This is a genomic window from Zhongshania antarctica, assembly GCF_014202945.1.
In the GTDB taxonomy this organism is placed as follows: domain Bacteria; phylum Pseudomonadota; class Gammaproteobacteria; order Pseudomonadales; family Spongiibacteraceae; genus Spongiibacter; species Spongiibacter antarcticus.
In genome coordinates this window covers 24,164-42,671 of record NZ_JACHHW010000002.1, presented here as the reverse complement: position 1 = coordinate 42,671, position 18,508 = coordinate 24,164, and the positions used below count along the sequence as shown (strand labels likewise).

General features: G+C 53.4%; 19 protein-coding genes. 7 read left to right on the top strand and 12 right to left on the bottom strand.

The genetic code is table 11. The features are described 5' to 3' along the window. Positions 1-10: 10 nt before the first annotated feature. Both HNQ57_RS03050 and HNQ57_RS03045 read left to right on the top strand, forming a co-directional pair. Positions 11-778: a M48 family metallopeptidase gene (locus tag HNQ57_RS03050; protein WP_184461160.1), complete on the top strand. Its 768-nt coding sequence runs from the start codon at positions 11-13 to the stop codon at positions 776-778. A gap of 124 nt (positions 779-902) precedes the next feature. Beyond that, positions 903-1,256 (top strand): YkgJ family cysteine cluster protein, encoded by a 354-nt coding sequence (locus tag HNQ57_RS03045; protein ID WP_184461159.1) that lies wholly within the window; start codon positions 903-905, stop codon positions 1,254-1,256. Between the two features lie 85 nt (positions 1,257-1,341). Here HNQ57_RS03045 and pip read toward each other — a convergent pair whose 3' ends face one another. Further along, the gene (pip, locus tag HNQ57_RS03040) at positions 1,342-2,325 is read right to left on the bottom strand and encodes a prolyl aminopeptidase (RefSeq protein ID WP_184461158.1); all 984 of its coding nucleotides are present in this window, start codon (positions 2,323-2,325) and stop codon (positions 1,342-1,344) included. Positions 2,326-2,410: 85 nt separating this feature from the next. Then, positions 2,411-3,058, bottom strand: coding sequence for a TetR/AcrR family transcriptional regulator (locus tag HNQ57_RS03035; protein WP_184461157.1), 648 nt, complete (start codon positions 3,056-3,058; stop codon positions 2,411-2,413). A 100-nt stretch (positions 3,059-3,158) separates the two neighbouring features. On the opposite strand from HNQ57_RS03035, the gene HNQ57_RS18140 reads away from it, so the two are divergent. Beyond that, positions 3,159-4,781 carry a GMC family oxidoreductase gene (locus HNQ57_RS18140; RefSeq protein ID WP_184461156.1) on the top strand — a complete coding sequence of 541 codons (1,623 nt, stop codon included), beginning with the start codon at positions 3,159-3,161 and terminating at the stop codon, positions 4,779-4,781. 2 nt (positions 4,782-4,783) lie between these two features. On the opposite strand, the gene traF is transcribed toward HNQ57_RS18140, so the two are convergent. Then, the gene (gene traF / locus HNQ57_RS03025; protein WP_184461155.1) at positions 4,784-5,914 is read right to left on the bottom strand and encodes a conjugal transfer protein TraF; all 1,131 of its coding nucleotides are present in this window, start codon (positions 5,912-5,914) and stop codon (positions 4,784-4,786) included. A gap of 187 nt (positions 5,915-6,101) precedes the next feature. Between traF and HNQ57_RS03020 the strand changes: the two genes are divergently transcribed. Then, positions 6,102-6,725 (top strand): 1-acyl-sn-glycerol-3-phosphate acyltransferase, encoded by a 624-nt coding sequence (locus HNQ57_RS03020; protein WP_184461154.1) that lies wholly within the window; start codon positions 6,102-6,104, stop codon positions 6,723-6,725. 220 nt (positions 6,726-6,945) lie between these two features. After that, positions 6,946-8,181 carry a sensor histidine kinase gene (locus HNQ57_RS03015; RefSeq protein ID WP_184461153.1) on the top strand — a complete coding sequence of 412 codons (1,236 nt, stop codon included), beginning with the start codon at positions 6,946-6,948 and terminating at the stop codon, positions 8,179-8,181. 6 nt (positions 8,182-8,187) lie between these two features. Here the strand turns inward: HNQ57_RS03015 and HNQ57_RS03010 are convergent, their stop codons facing one another. From HNQ57_RS03010 to HNQ57_RS03000, 3 genes are all read right to left on the bottom strand, one after another. After that, a complete protein-coding gene (locus HNQ57_RS03010) occupies positions 8,188-8,448 on the bottom strand; it encodes an anti-sigma factor family protein (protein WP_184461152.1) in 261 nt (86 codons plus the stop codon). Further along, positions 8,442-9,056 carry an RNA polymerase sigma factor gene (locus HNQ57_RS03005; protein ID WP_184461151.1) on the bottom strand — a complete coding sequence of 205 codons (615 nt, stop codon included), beginning with the start codon at positions 9,054-9,056 and terminating at the stop codon, positions 8,442-8,444. The genes HNQ57_RS03010 and HNQ57_RS03005 overlap by 7 nt, the downstream gene beginning before the upstream one ends. 104 nt (positions 9,057-9,160) lie before the next feature. Beyond that, positions 9,161-9,778 (bottom strand): HvfX family Cu-binding RiPP maturation protein, encoded by a 618-nt coding sequence (locus HNQ57_RS03000; RefSeq protein ID WP_184461150.1) that lies wholly within the window; start codon positions 9,776-9,778, stop codon positions 9,161-9,163. 201 nt (positions 9,779-9,979) lie between these two features. Here HNQ57_RS03000 and HNQ57_RS02995 point away from each other — a divergent pair, with 201 nt between their 5' ends. Together HNQ57_RS02995 and HNQ57_RS02990 are read left to right on the top strand one after the other, a co-directional pair. Continuing rightward, the gene (locus HNQ57_RS02995; protein ID WP_184461149.1) at positions 9,980-10,306 is read left to right on the top strand and encodes an HvfA family oxazolone/thioamide-modified RiPP metallophore; all 327 of its coding nucleotides are present in this window, start codon (positions 9,980-9,982) and stop codon (positions 10,304-10,306) included. Between the two features lie 129 nt (positions 10,307-10,435). Further along, complete coding sequence (locus HNQ57_RS02990; RefSeq protein ID WP_008252103.1) at positions 10,436-11,338, top strand: DMT family transporter; 903 nt, start codon at positions 10,436-10,438, stop codon at positions 11,336-11,338. Here HNQ57_RS02990 and HNQ57_RS02985 read toward each other — a convergent pair. From HNQ57_RS02985 to HNQ57_RS02960, 6 genes are read right to left on the bottom strand one after another with little or no spacing between them, the layout of a single operon-like run. Then, positions 11,301-13,091: a BatD family protein gene (locus HNQ57_RS02985; protein ID WP_184461148.1), complete on the bottom strand. Its 1,791-nt coding sequence runs from the start codon at positions 13,089-13,091 to the stop codon at positions 11,301-11,303. The two genes, HNQ57_RS02990 and HNQ57_RS02985, sit on opposite strands and share 38 nt — an antisense overlap. Next, complete coding sequence (locus HNQ57_RS02980; RefSeq protein ID WP_184461147.1) at positions 13,078-15,045, bottom strand: vWA domain-containing protein; 1,968 nt, start codon at positions 15,043-15,045, stop codon at positions 13,078-13,080. Before HNQ57_RS02980 ends, HNQ57_RS02985 begins: the two co-directional genes overlap by 14 nt. Then, positions 15,042-16,091 carry a VWA domain-containing protein gene (locus tag HNQ57_RS02975; RefSeq protein WP_184461146.1) on the bottom strand — a complete coding sequence of 350 codons (1,050 nt, stop codon included), beginning with the start codon at positions 16,089-16,091 and terminating at the stop codon, positions 15,042-15,044. Before HNQ57_RS02975 ends, HNQ57_RS02980 begins: the two co-directional genes overlap by 4 nt. Then, the gene (locus HNQ57_RS02970) at positions 16,084-16,602 is read right to left on the bottom strand and encodes a DUF4381 domain-containing protein (RefSeq protein ID WP_184461145.1); all 519 of its coding nucleotides are present in this window, start codon (positions 16,600-16,602) and stop codon (positions 16,084-16,086) included. Before HNQ57_RS02970 ends, HNQ57_RS02975 begins: the two co-directional genes overlap by 8 nt. Further along, positions 16,599-17,555, bottom strand: a complete 957-nt coding sequence (locus tag HNQ57_RS02965; RefSeq protein WP_184461144.1) for a DUF58 domain-containing protein — start codon at positions 17,553-17,555, stop codon at positions 16,599-16,601. The genes HNQ57_RS02970 and HNQ57_RS02965 overlap by 4 nt, the downstream gene beginning before the upstream one ends. Next, positions 17,552-18,508, bottom strand: coding sequence for an AAA family ATPase (locus HNQ57_RS02960; protein ID WP_008252093.1), 957 nt, complete (start codon positions 18,506-18,508; stop codon positions 17,552-17,554). The genes HNQ57_RS02965 and HNQ57_RS02960 overlap by 4 nt, the downstream gene beginning before the upstream one ends.

The following is an 18,508-nucleotide window of genomic DNA, read 5'->3' as shown; positions in this document are numbered from 1 at the left end:
GGCGCGGAAAATGAGCTCTTCGCTTAAGGATTTATTGCGAGGAAATACCGAGGAAAAGACGCAACGCAGCGTTTGTATCGGCGGCGAGCGTCTCAATGTTACCCTAATTCGCAGTCGGCGCCGCCGCCGTAAATTAAGTTTGCAGCTTGACGCCGAGGGTGGCTTGGTCGTGCGCGCCCCCTTTGCTGCGCGGCGCGTCGAAATCGACGGCCTAATCTTTCGCAATAGTGAATGGATTATGCAGCGTCGACGAGAATTGCAAGAACAGCCCCGCCATATTGGTTTTCGTTTTATTGACGGCGAAACGCATTTATTTTTAGGGCGCAGCTATGTTTTGCGCAGCGGCGCAGAATTGATAGCCAGCAGTCAGAAAGTCGCAATTGTTGACGGCGAACTGCTAGTTCAAACCCGATCGCCCGATGCCATTAGCCGCTTATTGCAAAAATGGTATTGCCAGCAGGCACAGCAGCATTTTCAGCAACGCCTGGTATTTTTTTCGGCTCAACTACCTTGGGTAAATACAATACCGGCATTGCGTTTGCGACGAATGCGTTCGCGCTGGGGTAGCTGCTCTAGTAGTGGTCGCTTATGCTTGAATACCCATCTGATAAAAGCCAGCGAGCGCTGTATTGACTATGTAATAGTTCATGAACTCTGCCACTTGCAGGAGTTTAATCACAGCCCCCGGTTTTACGCCTTAATGGACGCAGCAATGCCGGAGTGGCGAGAGCGTAAAGCCGAGCTAGAAGCGTGTGGTGGGGTGATCATTCGGGAGTGATGGTTGCATTGATAATGCATCTATTTATTGCGATAGCTCGCAGATTTAGGTGGAGATATTTGAGGGTTAGTGTGCGCTAGCATTGTTCATCCGTTGCTGAAGCTTGCTAAGAAGGCAGAAAGAAATGTATCAAAACCGAGATATTATTGCGCGACTGCGGGAGCGTATTCCGTCCTTTGAGTGCGCGCCTGGGTGTCATGATTGTTGCGGTCCGGTAACGACGTCTTCAGAAGAGATGTCGCGGCTGCCGGTAAAAACCGATGCTGAGCATGAAGCCGCCTTGGGTGAGCTGAGTTGTGTACACCTTGGGCCTCAGGGCTGCACGGTGTACGGCGAACGGCCTTTGATTTGTCGTTTGTTTGGTACCACCCCGCGTATGCCCTGCCCAAATGATCGCCGCCCAGTCGAGATGGTCGATCCCGAGGTTGAGCGGCAGGTTCATCACTACATTGCTAATACCAGGCAAGTTTTGGTGTAGTTAATTATTGGTTTTTAATGCTCCTTGAATGCGTATAGGCTTTTTACCGTCGATCAATAACGGCCACGCTGATTTGTGAGGGACGCTAATTTAATTTTTTGATAAAGCGATCTGTAGCATCGACCAAGGCGGCAATCATATTGGCCTCTTCTATGAGGTGGCCGGTGTCGGCGAGCTGAATAAATTCGCTATTGGTAATGCCGGCGGCAAGGGCACCGGAGGCGGTGGGCAAACAGGTTTTGTCTAATTGGCCGTGAATAATCGTTACCGGCACCTTGGGCAGTCGGTGAAGATTGTCGAGTATTTGGTTTTCGGCAATAAAATAGCGGTGCTGGGCGTAGTGGGTTTCTATTTTAATTTTGCGGACGAGGGCAGGATCGGCCTGCCGCTGGGCGCCGCTTGTCATGGCGTTGTTAGCTGAATGTTTGTCCGTACGCTGGCCTAAATTATGGGTGGCGACTTTGCCAGACCAAGCCGACCAAATAGCGGCGTATTTTAATTGGGTATCGTTGTCGCCGTGATGGAGGCGCTGGTAATAAGCGGCGACCAGATCGTGTCTTTCGTCTTGAGGAATGTCTTTTATAAATGCCTGCCACGCTTCTGGAAATTCTTCGCTCGCGCCGTGCTGGGCAAACCAAAATAAGTCCTGCTCTCTGGCCAAAAAACTGCCGCGCAGAATCATCCCGCTCACCCGCTGGGGGTGGGCTTGGGCGTATAGCAGCCCCAAGCACGCCCCCCAAGAGCCGCCAAAAACCAGCCAACGCTCAATATTAAGATGTGCTCGTATGCGCTCCATGTCGGCGATAAGGTTTTGGCTGGTGTTAGCCGCCAGCTCGCCGTGGGGCCTAGAGAGGCCGCAGCCGCGCTGGTCGAAGCAGGTAATGAAATAGTGCTCGGGGTTAAAATAGCGGCGGTGATTATTGTTGCAGCTCGATCCTGGTCCGCCATGCAAAAACACCACGGGAATCCCCAGTGGGTTGCCACTGGTTTCAATATAGAGCTGATGAACTGACTCGGTATTGAGGGTGAACGAGGTGCTGGCTGAGGCTGGATATAAGGTCGTTGGCATTGTGAGAACGCGTCGCTAATAGTGCGCTTACCTTGACGCTTGGCGACGCTGAATACAAGCCGTGATTGGCTCGCTACACGAGGATTTATTGCGTGGCTGGTGAGGCGTAATTCGCGGTTGCCACAAATAGAAAGAGGCTGCTGCCAATCACGGCGTCGACGCTGTCTTGGTAGCCGGTGAGTGCCCAGCGGCGGGCAATTTGAATTACTGCTCCCACTAAGCCCGCGTAAATAATATCTTGGTTGGGTGTGTGCGCAATATCCGCCAGCCCTAGCGAACTGGCGAGTGAGCGGATCAAGACCGCAAAGTCTTCCATTACCTCGTAATAAAGCCTGTCCATGGTGTCGCTAACACCGAGAATTTCAAATAATAATAGTCGGGCGACCGCCGGGTTTTGATGCAGGGTGTCAAAAAAAGCGTGTAGTCCGGCGTGGGCAAAGGCTTCGCTATTGCGCTCGGCGCGGGTAAACGCGGCCAGCATATTGGCTTTTAAATAATCTGTTTGCGCTTGATAGATTTCGGCCAGTAGTGCTTCTTTATTCGCAAATGACTCGTAAAAATAGCGTTCAGTTAATCCGGCTGCGGCGCAAATGCTGCGCACACTGCAGGCTTGGTAGCCGACATCACCAATAACGCTGAGGCCAGCGTCTAAGAGTTGTTGGCAGCGTTCGGCGCGGCGTTGGTCGCCGCTGGCACCGCGATAGCGACGAGGTTTGGTGGGGGAATCGGTCATTTTTTGATTTTGACATGAGGTGCTGTCAGATGTAAAGTGACACGAAGGCATGTCAAATTTGTCGGCGCGTCAGCGGGCAATGCGAGAGAGTGAATAAAACGTGGACTACGATTTTGATTATTTAGTAATCGGCACCGGCTTTGGCGGTTCTACGGCGGCCCATCGCCTGACCCAAAAAGGCTATAGCGTGGGCATGATGGAAATGGGCCGACGCTGGAGCGCCGAAACTTATCCGCGTTCTAACTGGCATTTTCATCGCTGGTTGTGGCGGCCCATGCTGGGTATGAAGGGCTTTTTCAATTTACGCTGGTTTAAGCACGTATTGGTTTTGCACGGCAATGCCGTGGGCGGCGGTTCAATTACCTATGCCAATACCTTGCTGGTACCCAAGCAAGAAATTTGGCAACAGGGCAGTTGGGCTGGCTTAAAAGACTGGCAAGCCGAGATGCCGGCGCATTACGCCAGTGCCCAGAAAATGCTCGGCGTGACCGAAAATCGTATTCTTGGCCCCGCGGACCATTTATTAAAAGAAGCCGCAGATGATTGGGGTTGCGGTGAAAGTTTTTATAAAACCCAGGTTGGTGTTTTTTTTGGTGATGAGGGTGCTGCGCTGGGTAAGGCATACCCTGACCCCTATTTTAATGGTGAAGGCCCTGAGCGTAATAGCTGTATCGCCTGTGGCGGCTGCATGGTTGGTTGTCGACACAATGCCAAAAATAGCCTAGATAAAAATTATCTGTATTTTGCCGAAAAGCAGGGCGCGCAGGTTTTTGCTGAAACCAAAGTGATTGATGTTGTGCCGCTAAATGGCAAGGCCGACGGCGAAGATGGCTATGAAATTACCACGGTATCGAGCACGTCCTTGCTGCGCCGCCATAAGCGGCGCTGGCGGACCAAGTCGCTGGTGTTTGCGGCGTCGTCACTCGGCACCCAAGACCTGCTGTTTAAACTTCGGGATAAGGGCTCCTTGCCCAATATCTCCGCGGAACTCGGCCGTAGAGTAAGAACCAATGCCGAGTCATTAATTGGCGTGCGCCTGCCCGGCGAGCAAAATATGGATGAGGGCATTGCGATTGGCTCGGGGATTTACCTCGACGACAAAACCCATATCGAGGCCACCCGCTACCCTCGTGGCTCGGATGCCATGGGCTTGTTGGTCACCGCCATGACACGTGGCAAGCCAAACTGGCGACGGGTGTTTGTGTGGTTGTACACCATGTTGAAATTGTTATTTAAGGCGCCTAAACAAGCGGTAACCTCGCTGATCCCCTTTGGTTTGGCGCGGCAGACCGTGATATTTTTGTGTATGCAAACCCTCGATGGTCATATTGATATGCAATATCGCCGAGCCTGGTATTGGCCATGGCGCAAGCGCATGGTCAGTGTTGGTGAGCCGATTCCCGCGCATATTCCCGAGGCCAGTGAATTTGCACTGCGCACTGCCCGCCGCTTGGGCGGCATGGCTGGCAGCTTGATTACCGAGGTCTTGTTTAATATCCCTGCTACGGCTCATTGTATGGGCGGTGTCGGGATGGGTAAAAGTAGTGAAGAGGGGGTGATCGACAGCCAAAACCGGGTTTTTGGCTACCGTAATATGTTGGTGTGTGATGGCTCGATGCTGTCATCGAATCTTGGCGTGAATCCCTCGCTCACCATTACTGCGCTAACTGAGCATGCAATGAGTTTTATTCCGCAAAAAGCTCAGGTTGTTGAAGTGGCGTAAACCTAAAGTGGCAGCTGGAGATTAATACTGCCACCCAGTTCACTATTGCTAATATAGCTAAACTCGGCATTGATATGCAGTAACTGGTCGAGACTGTAATGCAGGCCAATTGAGGGACTGTCGTCACTGTAGGGGTTGTTTAGCCAGCGGTAGCCCAGCAAGAGTGCTATCCGTTGGTTGAGGGGAATAGCGGTCTTTAGGTTATAAACGCGCTGTGCGGGCATTTCGCCAAAGCCGGCCTGTGGCGTGAGGTCGGCATCAAATCGCCATGCAGCCCACGTTGCTTGGTAGTCGATACTGGCATTAACGCGACTGCGTTGTTGGTAAACGGTGCCAATTGTGCTCTGCATTTCTTGCTGATAAATATCTTTTATTGCCAGGCCAAGTAGCCAGCTGTTTAGTCGATGGCTTATGCCAAGGTCGGCATTGAGCTGAAGGGTATGATCTACATCGCGGCCGGAATCGAATAATTTTTCTTCTTCGTATTCAGAAATGAGAATGCTGCGCTCAATGAGGCTGATATTTTGGATTTTGGGGGTGATGCCGAATTGGGTGTTGGCAAAACCATCGATTTTAAAACGGTAATTCAGGCCTAGATAATTTGACCACAGCGCCGAGACCTCCATAGACGACTGCAATTCACCAAAGCTGAATAAACTGACTAGCGTGGCAAAGCGCAGACGATTGGCGTCGTCTTCATCGTAATTAAAGCGTGCACTCCCGCTAAATTCTGAGCCGCCAATAACATGCCAAGCTGGCGATGAGGTGCTTAGGGTGAAATGACCGCCAGCGGCAAAGCTATTGGTGTCGTCACGCATTTCTTCTAGGCGTTGTACTAGCTCCGCCTCGTCGCCCGGTATCACCAAAATTCCCCGAGAGCGGCCCTCTAATGCGCGGCCTTCGTCGTTGGCCTTCTTAAGGCTGTAAATTAGCTCGTCACTGTCATCAATGAAAATATAGCCGTCCATCTGCATAACGGTATCGCTGATGTCGTCGCGGAGGCTGAGCGCCGCAGGGTTTTGCTGTACGGTGGCGAGTTGATGCGGTGGAGTGGTGGCCTGCGCGGCCAAGGCGAAGGTCTGCAGGCCCGCGACAAATAAGCCGGAATATAATTTGCGAAGTGATAATGGCAAAAGTGGGGCTCCATTCTTATTCGGGCCGTATGTGCCCGCGTTGGTATTGGCCTTGGATGCTGAAGGGCAGAATAGTGTAGCGTATTCCCCCGAGCAAGCGCATTAGGTTGATTTTGTGTAATATTCGACCGAATGCTATTTCGTCATAAGGCATGACTCCGTTGTGTGGTAGGTGAGGATTAACGAAATGTTGGTGACGGAGGTGGCTATTGTTCAGCGCAAAACCATTTGCAGTTACCCATGGCTGTTGAATTTAGTGAGGTGCGTCAGTGGCAAGATACTGACCCTGCGAGGCTGGCAATTACCCAGCGCCGCCGCGACACCCGCGAAATATGTGCTAATACTTGCTCCCCATACCAGCAATTGGGATTTCTTTATTATGGTGGGTGTGGCGAGTGCCTTGGGCCGTCAAATTCGCTTTATGGGTAAGCATCAGTTGTTTGTTGGGCCGCTGGGGATGTTATTGCGCTGGCTTGGCGGGGTGGCGGTGGAGCGTAGCCGCCAGCATAATTTTGTCGCGCAAATGGCCGGTGTGTTTGGCGACACCGATGGCATGGTGTTGATTATTGCCCCGGAAGGCACCCGCAGTAAGGTTGCCCGCTGGAAGGGCGGCTATTACCACATTGCTGCAGCCGCGGGGGTGCCCATTGTTGCGACGGCTTTGGATTACGCAAAAAAAACCATTTCCTTGTCCGCGCCTTACTTCCCCAGTGGCGATTATGGGGAAGATCAACGCCAAATTCAGGCGTTTTATCAGAATATAACCGCGAAGCACCCGCATTTGGATTGCAGTTTTCCGAATAAAACGTGAGGCCGCCCTGAAAAGTCTCCCAACGCCCGCGATGACTTTAAGCAATAATGCACTATTATGAAATTTGGTGGGTGTGGTGTTCATGGTTCATCTAGGTGAATTCCCCGGTTACTTGGCTTAGGGCTCCCTTGGTATAAAGGGGTCTGAGGGGGTAATTTCCCAAATTCGTAAATTGCGCAATTGAGCAATTGAGCGTGGCATACACGGGCTCGGTTATATTATGGCTAATGAGTTTTTGAACAAGTTGCTGGGGCCGGAAATGCCGCCCCATGGGCATTGCTATTTGTGGAATGAAGATTTGGTTCGTCTTCATGTTATCAGTGATGTGCTGATTAGCTTGTCTTACTTCACCATTCCTGTTGCCCTCGTGTATTTAGTACGAAAGCGCGATGACCTCAAGTTTAACTACATATTTGTGATGTTTGCGATTTTCATCTTCGCCTGCGGCGCAACCCATCTCGTCAATATCTTCAATGTTTGGTATGGCGCCTATTGGCTTAGCGGCGGCGTCAAATTAATTACCGCCATCGCCTCGGTGGGCACCGCGATTGTAGTTTGGCCGCTGATTCCCAAGGCCCTAGCCATTCCTAGCAATGTGCAGCTTATTGCTTTAAATCAACAGCTTAGAGAAGAGGCTGACGAAAATCGGCGCCAAAAGCAGCAGGTTGACCGTTTGACTAAAGACCTAGAGGAATTGGTCGCTGAGCGTACTCAAGAACTGGCAGAAACCCTAGTCATGAAAACCTTGCTGGAAAAAAATCATGCCTCATTGGAACGCTCTAATATTGCATTGGAGGAGTACGCCAAGGTAACGGCGCATGACATCAAGGAGCCGCTGCGCTCTATTTCGGTATTCGGTCAGCTATTGAATGAACGCCTAGGTGAAACCCTTCAGGAGGATGAGGCGAAGTGGTTGCAGACCATGGTTGGGGCAACCCAGCGCATGACCGAAATGATCGACGATTTACAGCTGTACTGTGCCCCGCAATCGCTGGTGCCCGCCGAGCCATTAGCCTTGGATGAGTATCTTGACCGCGCGGTTGTTGAGCACGGTGGCGCCATGAAAAAATACGCCACTGAGCTGCATCGAAAGCCACTGGGCACGGTGAATATGTCGCCGACACCCCTATACCAATTGCTATCGAACCTGCTCGATAATGCGGTGAAATTTAGTCGCGATCAAAAGCTGCCAGTAGTGGAAATCGGCCCCTTGGACGATGCTGGTGAAGACGAGGTGGGATTTTATATCCGCGATAATGGTATTGGCATTGGCAGTCACTATCAGTCCCGAGTATATGGCGTATTTGAACGCTTATACCGAGAGGGTGACTATGAGGGCACGGGCATCGGCTTGGCTATTTGTCGGCGCATTCTTGATGAGTGTGACGGCCGAATTGATGTTATTAGTGAGTTGGATAAAGGCTGTGAGTTTCGGGTGTATTTGCCCGCGGCATAGGCCAAATCAAGGCGTGCCGTCCCCGTTATTTTGCTTTGTCGTGGGCTGAATGCGGGAGAAGATGTGTTCGCTGGAGGCGCTGTCGATTTGCCAGAGTGTTTTCGCGAGCTCGGCGCCCGTGCGACGACTGCGGTCAAGATGACGATTGAAGCGGCGGCAGTGCCGACAAAGGAGCAAGTGCAGGCGAATATCAATACGCTTCCAGCCGTGGTACTGGGCGTCGAGGTTATCGCTGGCGAGATCGGTAAACTGTTTGCAATTTAGCATTCGCCGGTCTCCTGGTAGTGATTGATCGTCGTCATTAACCGTAATCTAGCGCGGTGTAGTAGTACCCGCACATTGGCCTGGCTGATTGCCAGTGTGTCGGCAATTTCACTTAAATCGCTCTGTTCAACATCACGTAATAAAAACACCGCTTTCTGGTTTTCTGGTAACACCGTTAACGTGTGCTCTATACATTGGCGCAGCTGATCTTCCTGCAGCATTAGCTCTGGGGTATTAATATCCCAATGCGCGGGCGGGTTGCTCCAATGCCCATTGCTGTCAAAAGCGTCGGGGTCGACACCCTGACCAATATCACTGACATCACCATAACTGCTGTGGCGTTTTTCTCGGCGCAGTCGTGATTTGGCTTCATTGCTCACAATTTGGATCATCCACGTCGACAGGCTGGAGCGCCCTTCAAATTTACCAACGGCCTTGTAAATAGATGCCCAGGCCTCTTGCGTGACGTCCTCTGCAAACACATCGCCAGCAATCGCCCGCGCGACGATCAGCAATTTGCTGTGGTAGGTGCCGATGAGCGATTTAAAGGCGCTATTGTCCCCAGACTGCAGGCGCGCAATAAACTTAGGATCATTGATGAGTTGTGACACAGAGGTTTCCAAACCCAGATTATGCCGCTAGTGTCACTGATCCCGAGGTGCTGGCGCAAGCTCGTCACCGCGTTTTCGCTATAAAGTTCTGCTCGCTCTTATACTTATACCTTCGCTGCGTGCTCAAATTTTCGCTTTAGCCAGTAGTCCGCGCTGACATAGCGGCCGCCACCTAGGGCCATTAAGGCCAGTAACATAAATAAATACGTCGCCGCGAACTCAATGCCGTTATTGAGAATAACAATATTGCCACTGGATGTTAGCCAGTCGTAGTTGCCGTGAGCTTCTAGCAGCGAGCGAGCGGCGGCGAGCTTGTCTACGGACTCGGCGACTCTCGTATTGGCAAAAGGCGCGCTGGCATCGGCAATCGCCTGCCAGCCAAATTGCCAGTGCACGCTTAAGGCGGCAACGACCATCGTGATGGCGAGCGGAATGGCGATCCAGCGACTTGCGAGACCAAGCAGCAATAGACCCGCGCCCAGTACCTCGGTTGCGGTGGCGAGAAATGCCAGCACATAGGGAAAGGGCAGTCCCAAGCCCCAGTCGCTATTGCCAAACCAGTCTGCCGTTGCCGCAAAATTGGCCATTTTACTGCTGCCGGCCATCCAAAAAACCGGCACCAAGTAGAGACGTAGGCCCAAAGCTGGAATACCATCAAGATGCGCCAGCGTCGCGCCCAGTTTGTGGTGGGCGCGGTGTAAAGAGCTAAAAAAATCTACCATGAACAGAACTCCGTAGAAGAGGGCAATGCGGTACTCGCCGATTGATTGGCAATGAGACGCAGAGCACGCAAACTTGTTACAGAAAAGGTCGATAAATTATTTGCATTGGCTTTGTAACACTCGGCAATAAGATTCCTCTAATGGCGAGTGTCGTCATTGGACGACCAATATAAAACTTCATTTATTAAGGGTGACGACAACATGAAAAAAACTGCGATGACTGCTTTTAGCGCCGCGATACTTGCTTCTTCAATGGCCTCTGTTGCGGTAGCCGATACCAACCCCTTTGCTGCCAAAGTAATGAGCAGTGGCTACCAGTTGGCCGACTACGCCAAAGACGCTGAGGGTAAGTGCGGCGAAGCCAAGTGCGGCGCTGACAAAGCGAGCAAAGAAGGCAAGTGTGGCGAAGCGAAATGCGGCGCCGACAAAGCGGCCAAAGAAGGTAAATGTGGTGAAGCCAAATGCGGTGCCGATAAGGCTGCCAAAGAAGGCAAATGTGGCGAAGCGAAATGCGGCGCTAAAAAGTAATACCGTCCGCTGAGTGCTCGCCCAGCTGCTTGGTTTTGGGCTGGGTGAGTACTGTCTCGCATCGATCTCGCTGGCCAATGGATCAAGGCCTCTTTATAGTGTGGCAGCTGGCAATATTGAGATCTGTCCTTGATTACTGTTTCTACCCCCAAAAAACAACTGCTCACTGGTTTGGCACTGTCCTTACTGACTGTGTTGCTGTCGAGCACCGTCGCGGCGGTAGGTAAACACGTCTCCCAAGAGGTCCATGTTTCCGCTATTGTTATGGTGCAGTACGGCCTGAGTTTCTTGTTTGCCTTGCCGTCGATTATGCGGGCTGGACGGGGGAGTTTGGTTACTCGTCGTCCCGGCTTGCATCTTGTGCGCGGTGTTAGTGGTTGCGCTTGTTTCTATTTGTTTTATCTCGCTCTAAGTCATATCTCCTTGGTGGAGGCGACCCTCTTGCGGGCTTCGGCCCCCTTAATGGTGCCAGTTGTTATTTTGCTATGGTTTAAACAGCGGGTAGGTCGCCATGCTTGGCCGCCATTGCTCATTGGTTTTATTGGGGTGGTGCTGGTGTTAAAACCAGGCTTTGCCGGATTCAGTGTCTGGCATGTCCTGGCCTTGTTGTCGGCCTTGGGTTTAGCCGTGTCGATGATCAGTACCCGTGAGTTAATGCAGGGTGAGCCGCAAAACCGAATACTGTTTTACTATTTTTTGATCTCTGTCATTGTGAGTTTGCCCTTCTTTTTGTTTCATTATCAGCCAATTCCCCTGTCGGCATGGCCGGGCTTGGTGTATATGGGCGTGGTCATTTATTTGGGTTTTGTTCTTTATACCTTGGCATACCGTTATATATCGGCCTCGGTATCGGCGCCGATAAGCTATTTTGCGGTGGTTTTCAGCGGGGTTATAGATTGGTTGATATGGGATCATATTCCCGACCACCTAACCTTGGTCGGGATAATTTGCGTGGTGCTGGGTGGGGTGTTGGTATTGCGCAGTCCACCAGAGCCTACGTCGACGGATACAGCGGGGCTAAAGGCGCGCTAGCGGCATTTTTTGGCTGCTTCGTGGCGCGTAGTTTTTTTACCGCATCTAACAGCGCCTTGGCGTCAATTTTCGCATCGCGACCAGCGAAAAGCTGGGCGTCCAACGCTTGGCAATAGTGTTCAAGTTCCTTGGCGCGTGCGCCTAACTGGCTAAGGCTTAGGGCTTGCTGGTAATAGCATTGCCCCCAGTTTACTAGCGCGCCACGCAGGCTGCTGGCGTCTGCATTCGCTTGGACGCATTTTTTGAGCTTGCTAAATGCGGCCGCCTCGCTCTCGTTTTCCGGTTTTACACTAACGCTATTGTTGGCGTTTATCGCTCCGTTGCGGCTGCGCAGCCATGCTAGAGCAAAGCCAATATTGCTCAGGCACAATGCCGCAATGACCATCCAAAGGCGGGTGTTAGCCGTTGTTTGTTCGGCACTGCTGGTGGTTGCCGGGGTATTCTCCGCTAGGTTTGACGCCAGGCTTTGATTTGGTGCTGAATTGCTTGTGTTGAGCGGCGTGGAATTCACATTGTTTAACATGCCGGGTGCAACGGTGATGCGGCGCTCTGGCAGCACTGCCACTTCGGCCTTATTGGTGGTCGTATTCCACCAGGGAATGCGCACTTCGGGCAACACCAACTCACCGGCCACGGTCGGGATAATCGCGACGGACTCACTGCGCACGCCGCTCCACTCTGACTGCTCGTCGCCCTGTTCAATTTTGGCTTGATCTGGGTAGAGTTTGGCCTTGCTTAGGGTATAGGTCGGCAGTGCAGGCAACTGTGAGCCGAGTAAACCCTTGGCCTGAATGTTCACAGTACGGGTAATAGAATCGCCTATTTGGATGCCGTCGGGGTCTTTGCTCCAGCTTTCGGCCAGGGCTAGTTTCTTGGCCGGCAACCACACCGCGCCCTTAAATTCTGCTGGTGGCGGCTTAATATTGAGGTGGTGCTCTTGGCTGCGTTTTACCACCAAGCGGCCGGGGTCGAGCATTGATGGGCGGTAGCCTTCTACTCGCGCCTGCAAGGTTAGCGCGGGAATGCTTAGCTCGCCGCTGGTTTGTGGGTAAATGGAATAGCGGCGCTCAATCACTTGGTAGTAACGGCCATCGACGAGGGTTTGGTAGCGCTGTTCGCCTGTGGCTTCCACCACGGCATTCTCCACTTCGGGAGCCTCAAGAGACGCGTCTAAAAAATTAATGGAGGTAAAAATTTTAACGGTGTATTGCAGCTCCGCCTGCACATAGGCAGAGCGGGGCGTGACGTCGGACTCTAAATACACACTGTCACCATTGGCGCCGCGAGTCTGGCGGTTGGCCTTGTCGACGGAAATGGTTAGCGCCCGAGTCTGAAATTTGCCCATTGGAATGGCGGGGATGGTTAGCGTGCCTTCGCGTTTTGGGGCAAGCGTGTAATCCCATTGACGGCTGCTGTTGACCTTGCCGTTGATAATATTTGTGCGGCTACTTTGCTGGCGATTAATAATATGAAAGTCTTTTTCTAGCGCGCTTACATCAGGTTCGCCAGAAAATAAAATACTGTCTGCGACCAGTGACAGCGTAAAGGTTTCTTCGCTAGAAATTTGTTGCCGATCTACGCTGGCGCGCACATTGGTTTCGGCAAAGGCGCTGGGTACCCAGCAGAGCAGGCTTAGCAGCAATATGCCAAGGGTGGCGGCTTTTATTTGGCGAAAGCCAACTTGATGAACATGCATGCTGGTGCCTGTATTGATTTTGTTCAGGGCAACTAGGCCGTGCTTAATAGGGCGCATAATTCTCTCGCTCAATTTGATTGCCACGTTGTTGACGCATTTGTTGCTGGTACTGAAATTTATTGCGCAGTAGATTGCCGGGGTTATCGGGAATCTTACGCAGCCACTGTTCTTTGGATTGGTCTTCTTCGCTCAGCGGTTGTTGGCTTTCAGCAAGCGCGGTTTGCTCGCTTTGCTCATCTGGGTTGGCGTCGTTTTTTTGCTCGGCCGCCGCAGCTTGTTGCTCAGCAGCTTGCTTGGCGTAGTCCTCGGCTAATTCGGTCTGGCGCTGCTCGGCGTCCTGCTGTTCTTTTTGCGCCTTCTTTTGCTCGGCGCTGGACTCGCTTTGCTCCTGCGGTGAGGAATCGGGCTGCTCTTGATTTGGCGGTGTCTGGCCCTCTTTTTGGTCATTGGAATTTTGTTGTTCGGATTGTTCTTGATCCGATTGCGGCTGACCTTGCTCGCCCTGTTGCTCTTGATCTGAGGGCGTTTGTTGGCCGTCTTGGCCCTGTTGATTTTCTTGCTCAGACGACTGAGATTGCTGATCTTTGTCCTGCTTGTCACCGTCGCCAGACTGGTCTTGGTTTTGCTGCTGTTCTTGTTGTTTTTTCAGGTCTTCGAGTATTTTTTTGTTGCGCAGGGCATCACTCATATCGGGCTCATGTTTTAATGCCTCGTCGAAGGCCGCTAGGGCCTCATCTAGCTTGCCGGCTTTGGCCAGGGCATTGCCGCGATTATACGCTGCGTCGCTGCCGGGGAGTTTGGCGTAGCTTTCGGCTGCTGCGGCATAATCGCCCGCGCGGTACTGGGCGCTGGCCTTCCACGCGGGGTCTTTAAATTGTTCCGCTGCCGCTGCCGGGTCGCTGTCTAATAACGCGGCGCCGCGTTGATCTGGGGTCTGCCACAGGGCGTCGAATTCAACGGCATTGGCCTGCGGAGTTTGGCCCAGCAACAATAGCGGCAGTAATAGGCTGGGCAGCCAGCTGCGCCGAAAGCCCAGTAAGGCCAGTGGCAGCAGTAATAAGGCCAGCCAGCCGCCAGCGTCTTTCCATTGGTCAAAGTGGCGATCTGAGGATGTGCTTGACGGATCTTGGCTGCTTTCGGCCAAGCTGGCGGCGTCAGGGTTTAAGGCGCGAATATCGCTGTCGTCTAGGCTTAGCTCCCGATACTCACCGCCACCGGCGCTGGCAAGGGCTTTTAGTTCGCTGCTGCTCAGCGCGGGAACAATGATATTGCCACTATTATCTTTGGCAAAGCCGCCGTCAGGCAGGGGAATGGGTGCGCCGTCGCGACTGCCAACGGCGAGCACAGAGAGCGTGTAAGGGCTGTCTTTGAGGAAGCTTTTTAAGCCTTTTAGTTGCGCCTCATTAACACCGTCAGTTATTAATAAAATTTTGCCATTGCCGCCGCTTTGATCCAATAAGTCCTTGGCCTGTACTAGCCCCGCCAAGGGGTTGCTGCCGGTTTGCGGCATCATTCCTGGGTGTAAACCGGGGATCAGCGTGAGTAAGGTGTTGACGTCGTCAGTAAGTGGGGCGACCACAAATGCGTCGGCGGCAAATACCACCAAGCCAGTTTGGCCGTCTTGGCGAAGCTGTAGTAGATCTCGAAGTTTAAAGCGGGCTTGGCGAATCCGCGAGGGCTGAATATCTTCGGCGAGCATCGACGGTGATAAATCCAAGACCACCACCATGCCCTCATTGTTCTTGTAGAGCGGTGTGGGAGCTTGCTGCCAAGCGGGACCGAGCAGTGCCAGCCACGCGAGTAGCGCCGCCAAGAGTAATAGCGCGATGGAGCGCGCCGGTTTGTCGCTGCGTTGACCGTCGAGCAAATAGGGCAGCAGACTAGGATCAATATGCTTGTGCCAGGCCCCCTGTTGACGACTTTGGCGGGCTAGAAGCAGCGCGGCAATGAGCAGCGGAATAATGGTCCACAGCAAGTCGGGGCGAATCCAGTGCAGGCTGGGCAGGTTCATTGCGCGGCCTCATTTTTCGTGTTTACGGCATTGCTGCGTACCGGCAGCGCAGGCAGATTACGGCCAAGGGCTAATAGTAGCCAAAGACCGGCGGCGGCCAATAGTGGCCAGTGCAATAGCGAGCGCTCAGGCCTGAGCATTTCCTGTTCTTGCTCCACTGGCTCTAAGGCGGCAATGGCCGCATAAGCAGCTTGCAGCTCGGCGGGATTGCGGGCGCGGTAATAGGCGCCGCCTGTTGTGTCGGCAATACTTTGTAAGGTGCCTTCGTCGAGATCGGCGGAGGGGTTAACGGTGCGGGCACCGAAGCTGCTGCCGAAAATGCCGGGCACGCGCATCTCCGTGGCGCCAACGCCAATAGTGTAAATTTTAATTTTTTCGGCAGCGGCTAATTTGCTGGCTTCGAGGGGTTTTAAATTGCTGGCGGTGTCGGCGCCGTCAGTGAGCAAGACAACTACGCGGCTATTTTCGGGCCGCTCGCGCAGACGTTTTATGGCAAAGCCAATGGCGTCGCCAATAGCCGTTTGTTTACCGGCAAAGCCGACCTGAGCCTCGTTCATTAAGGTGTTAACCGTGTCCAGATCAAAGGTCAGCGGCGACTGAATATAGGGTTGTGAGCCAAATAAAATAAGGCCGAGTTTATCGCCCCGACGCTGCTCCACAAATTGGTTTACAACGGCTTTTACCACCGTGAGGCGGGGTAGGGCCTCGTCTTGGATGATCATATCTTCCTGGGACATAGAGCCAGAAATATCCACCGCAAGCATTAAGTCGCGACCATTGGTGGGCATGGCAACGGCATCGCCAATCCAAATGGGTCTGGCGCAGGCCGCGAGCAACGCCAGCCACAGCAAACTGAGGAGCAATAAATGAAATTTGTTGCCGCTGACCGCGGGGGTGTTTTGTTCGCCACTTAGGCTGCGCAGCTGGGCAAAAAACGGGACCCGCAGTGCGGCGCCGCTGGCGCGGTTCTGGGCTTTTGATAGCCAGCGCACCAGTATGGGCAGCGGCAGCAGAACAAATATCCATGGCCATTGAAACTCAAACATACTGGCTCCGGTGACGGCGAATCCACAGCCGCGTTTGCCCTAAAAGCTGTTGACGATCTAGCGCAGGACATTGGCTTTGGTAGGCGGCGGCGACAAGTGCGTCGAGCGTGGTATTGGTAAACGCGGGCTTGGCGCCGCAGCTATTAAGCAAAAAATGCTGCCATTGCTCACCGCCTAGCCCCGCTATTGTCGGCGCAGACGAACTTGCCGACTGACAGTGAATAGCCACTCGGCGTAATAGTTGATTGAGTTGGCGAGCAAATTCGGCATCATCGGCGATAGCCTGAATACGCGTTAATTCTAATTGGGCTGCGCGGCGGTAAGCACTGCGCTGGCGATAGCGCCGCCACAGCCAAAAGCCAGTGGCAATGAGGCCAATGGCTAAAATCAGTAATGCCCACCAGCCGGGCGCCCAGGGAAAACTAGGCACCGCTGGCGGAAGATGGATGTCCGCTAGCTGGTCTAGGGGGCTTGCGCCGCCTGGTGGTATTGTTGGATTTGGCGTATTCATTTGCCCATCATGCCCCGCTGTAAAAGATCAAAAAACGGCGCGTCGGTTGTTAGGCCAATGTGATGAATACCGGCGCGGCGAAAGCTGGCCTTTAAGGCGACTTGGCGTGCTTCGCTGCGATCGTGAAATTGTTGACGGATGCCAGAGTTAAGCATCAGTTGCAGGCGCTCACGGCCATTGCTTACCGGGTACATGCCGGAGCTCGGCAGATTTTCTTCTAGTGGGTCGCTGATGGTAATCGCGATGACATCGTTGTGGCGCGCGATTAAATGCAATTGCCGCTCGGCGTCTTGATCGAAACCGTTAAAGTCGCTGACCACGTAGACGGTTGAGCCGGGCCGAGTGATACGTCGCAATTCTTCGAAAGCGGTGGCGAGGCTTTGCGGCGGTGCAATGCTGTCGTCGCCACTGGTTGAGGTGTCGGCCAGTTGCTGATTGTAGTCGGCGGCAGTGTGAATAAAATTCAATACCGCGCGGTGGCTGCGCCGAGGCCGAACTTCGCGGTGCCCGCTGTCGGTAAATACCAAACCGCCAACTCGGTCGTTATTGTCTAGTCCCGCCCAAGCGAGGGTGGCGGCAACGTGGCAGGCGAGTACCGATTTAAAACAGTGGCGACTGCCAAAGAACATGGCGTGGCGCTGGTCTAAACAGAGCACTACCGGGCGTTCTTTTTCTTCTTCAAAAATCTTGGTGTGCGCTTTCGCGGTGCGGGCGGTGACTCGCCAGTCGATGTGGCGAATTTCATCGCCACCCTGATATTCGCGCACATGGTGAAAGGCTAGGCCGCGGCCTTTGACTGGCGAGGCATGGCTGCCGCTCTGCTTGGCAAAATGCCGTCGCTTGGGTGTGGCGCGCAATTGCGCACCGGCAAAACGGGTGTGGATCAGCGTTTGCTGATCCACAATGGCGCCCTGTACGGGCGCGCTAAAATTGCCCCGTGGCAGGCTGCTCATGCCACCGGCACCACCTGCAGGAGGCGGTCGATAATATGGTCTTTGCGAATGCCGTCGGCCTCGGCTTCAAAGCTGAGAATTAGGCGATGGCGCAACACGTCGTGGGCGACGGCTTGGACGTCGTCGGGGCTGACGTAGTCGCGGTCGTTGAGCCAAGCGTGGGCGCGGGCGCAGCGGTCGAGGGCAATGGTGGCGCGGGGGCTGGCACCCACTTCTAGCCAGCTCGCCAATTCTGCGTCGAGACGAGCGGGTTCGCGGCTGGCAATCACCAGTTGCACCATGTATTCCTCAACGGCTTCGGCCATGTGCAAGTTGAGTATTTGTTCCCGCGCTGCGAATAAGATGTCTTGGCTCAGTGGCTCGGGCTGGTGAATTTCACCCTTGGCTTCGGCGCGCACCCGGCGCAGGATTTCCAATTCCGCCGCGGCGTCGGGGTAGGCGACATTGACGTGCATTAAGAAACGGTCGAGTTGGGCTTCAGGCAGAGGGTAGGTGCCTTCTTGCTCTAAGGGGTTTTGGGTGGCCATAACCAAGAACAAAGGAGGGAGTTGCAATGTGTTGCTGCCCACGCTGACTTGGCGTTCGGCCATGGCTTCGAGTAGCGCCGACTGGACCTTGGCGGGGGCGCGGTTGATTTCGTCAGCCAATACTAAATTATGAAAAATTGGGCCGGGCTGAAATTCAAAGGCGCCGGTCTCAGGCCGGTAAATATCGCTACCGGTGACATCGCCAGGAAGTAAGTCGGGGGTGAACTGAATACGTTGAAAACTCGCGGCAATGCCGTCTGACAAGGTTTTTATTGCCTTGGTCTTGGCTAAGCCAGGTGCACCTTCGACCAGTAAATGGCCGTCGGCCAAAAGGGCGATGAGCAGGCGGTCGACTAGGCTTTGTTGGCCAATAATCTGCGAAGTCAGCCAGTTGCGTAACTGGCCAATAGCGTTTTTTTCCGTCAT

What these genes read in the sequence shown, in the direction of transcription:
- HNQ57_RS03050 (WP_184461160.1), top strand. Translation starts at nt 11, where the DNA reads ATGAGCTCTTCGCTTAAGGATTTATTGCGAGGAAATACCGAGGAAAAG.
- HNQ57_RS03045 (WP_184461159.1), top strand. Translation starts at nt 903, where the DNA reads ATGTATCAAAACCGAGATATTATTGCGCGACTGCGGGAGCGTATTCCG.
- pip (WP_184461158.1), bottom strand. Translation starts at nt 2,325, where the DNA reads ATGCCAACGACCTTATATCCAGCCTCAGCCAGCACCTCGTTCACCCTC.
- HNQ57_RS03035 (WP_184461157.1), bottom strand. Translation starts at nt 3,058, where the DNA reads ATGACCGATTCCCCCACCAAACCTCGTCGCTATCGCGGTGCCAGCGGC.
- HNQ57_RS03020 (WP_184461154.1), top strand. Translation starts at nt 6,102, where the DNA reads ATGTTGGTGACGGAGGTGGCTATTGTTCAGCGCAAAACCATTTGCAGT.
- HNQ57_RS03015 (WP_184461153.1), top strand. Translation starts at nt 6,946, where the DNA reads ATGGCTAATGAGTTTTTGAACAAGTTGCTGGGGCCGGAAATGCCGCCC.
- HNQ57_RS03010 (WP_184461152.1), bottom strand. Translation starts at nt 8,448, where the DNA reads ATGCTAAATTGCAAACAGTTTACCGATCTCGCCAGCGATAACCTCGAC.
- HNQ57_RS03000 (WP_184461150.1), bottom strand. Translation starts at nt 9,778, where the DNA reads ATGGTAGATTTTTTTAGCTCTTTACACCGCGCCCACCACAAACTGGGC.
- HNQ57_RS02995 (WP_184461149.1), top strand. Translation starts at nt 9,980, where the DNA reads ATGAAAAAAACTGCGATGACTGCTTTTAGCGCCGCGATACTTGCTTCT.
- HNQ57_RS02985 (WP_184461148.1), bottom strand. Translation starts at nt 13,091, where the DNA reads ATGCGCCCTATTAAGCACGGCCTAGTTGCCCTGAACAAAATCAATACA.
- HNQ57_RS02980 (WP_184461147.1), bottom strand. Translation starts at nt 15,045, where the DNA reads ATGAACCTGCCCAGCCTGCACTGGATTCGCCCCGACTTGCTGTGGACC.
- HNQ57_RS02975 (WP_184461146.1), bottom strand. Translation starts at nt 16,091, where the DNA reads ATGTTTGAGTTTCAATGGCCATGGATATTTGTTCTGCTGCCGCTGCCC.
- HNQ57_RS02970 (WP_184461145.1), bottom strand. Translation starts at nt 16,602, where the DNA reads ATGAATACGCCAAATCCAACAATACCACCAGGCGGCGCAAGCCCCCTA.
- HNQ57_RS02965 (WP_184461144.1), bottom strand. Translation starts at nt 17,555, where the DNA reads ATGAGCAGCCTGCCACGGGGCAATTTTAGCGCGCCCGTACAGGGCGCC.
- HNQ57_RS02960 (WP_008252093.1), bottom strand. Translation starts at nt 18,508, where the DNA reads ATGACGGAAAAAAACGCTATTGGCCAGTTACGCAACTGGCTGACTTCG.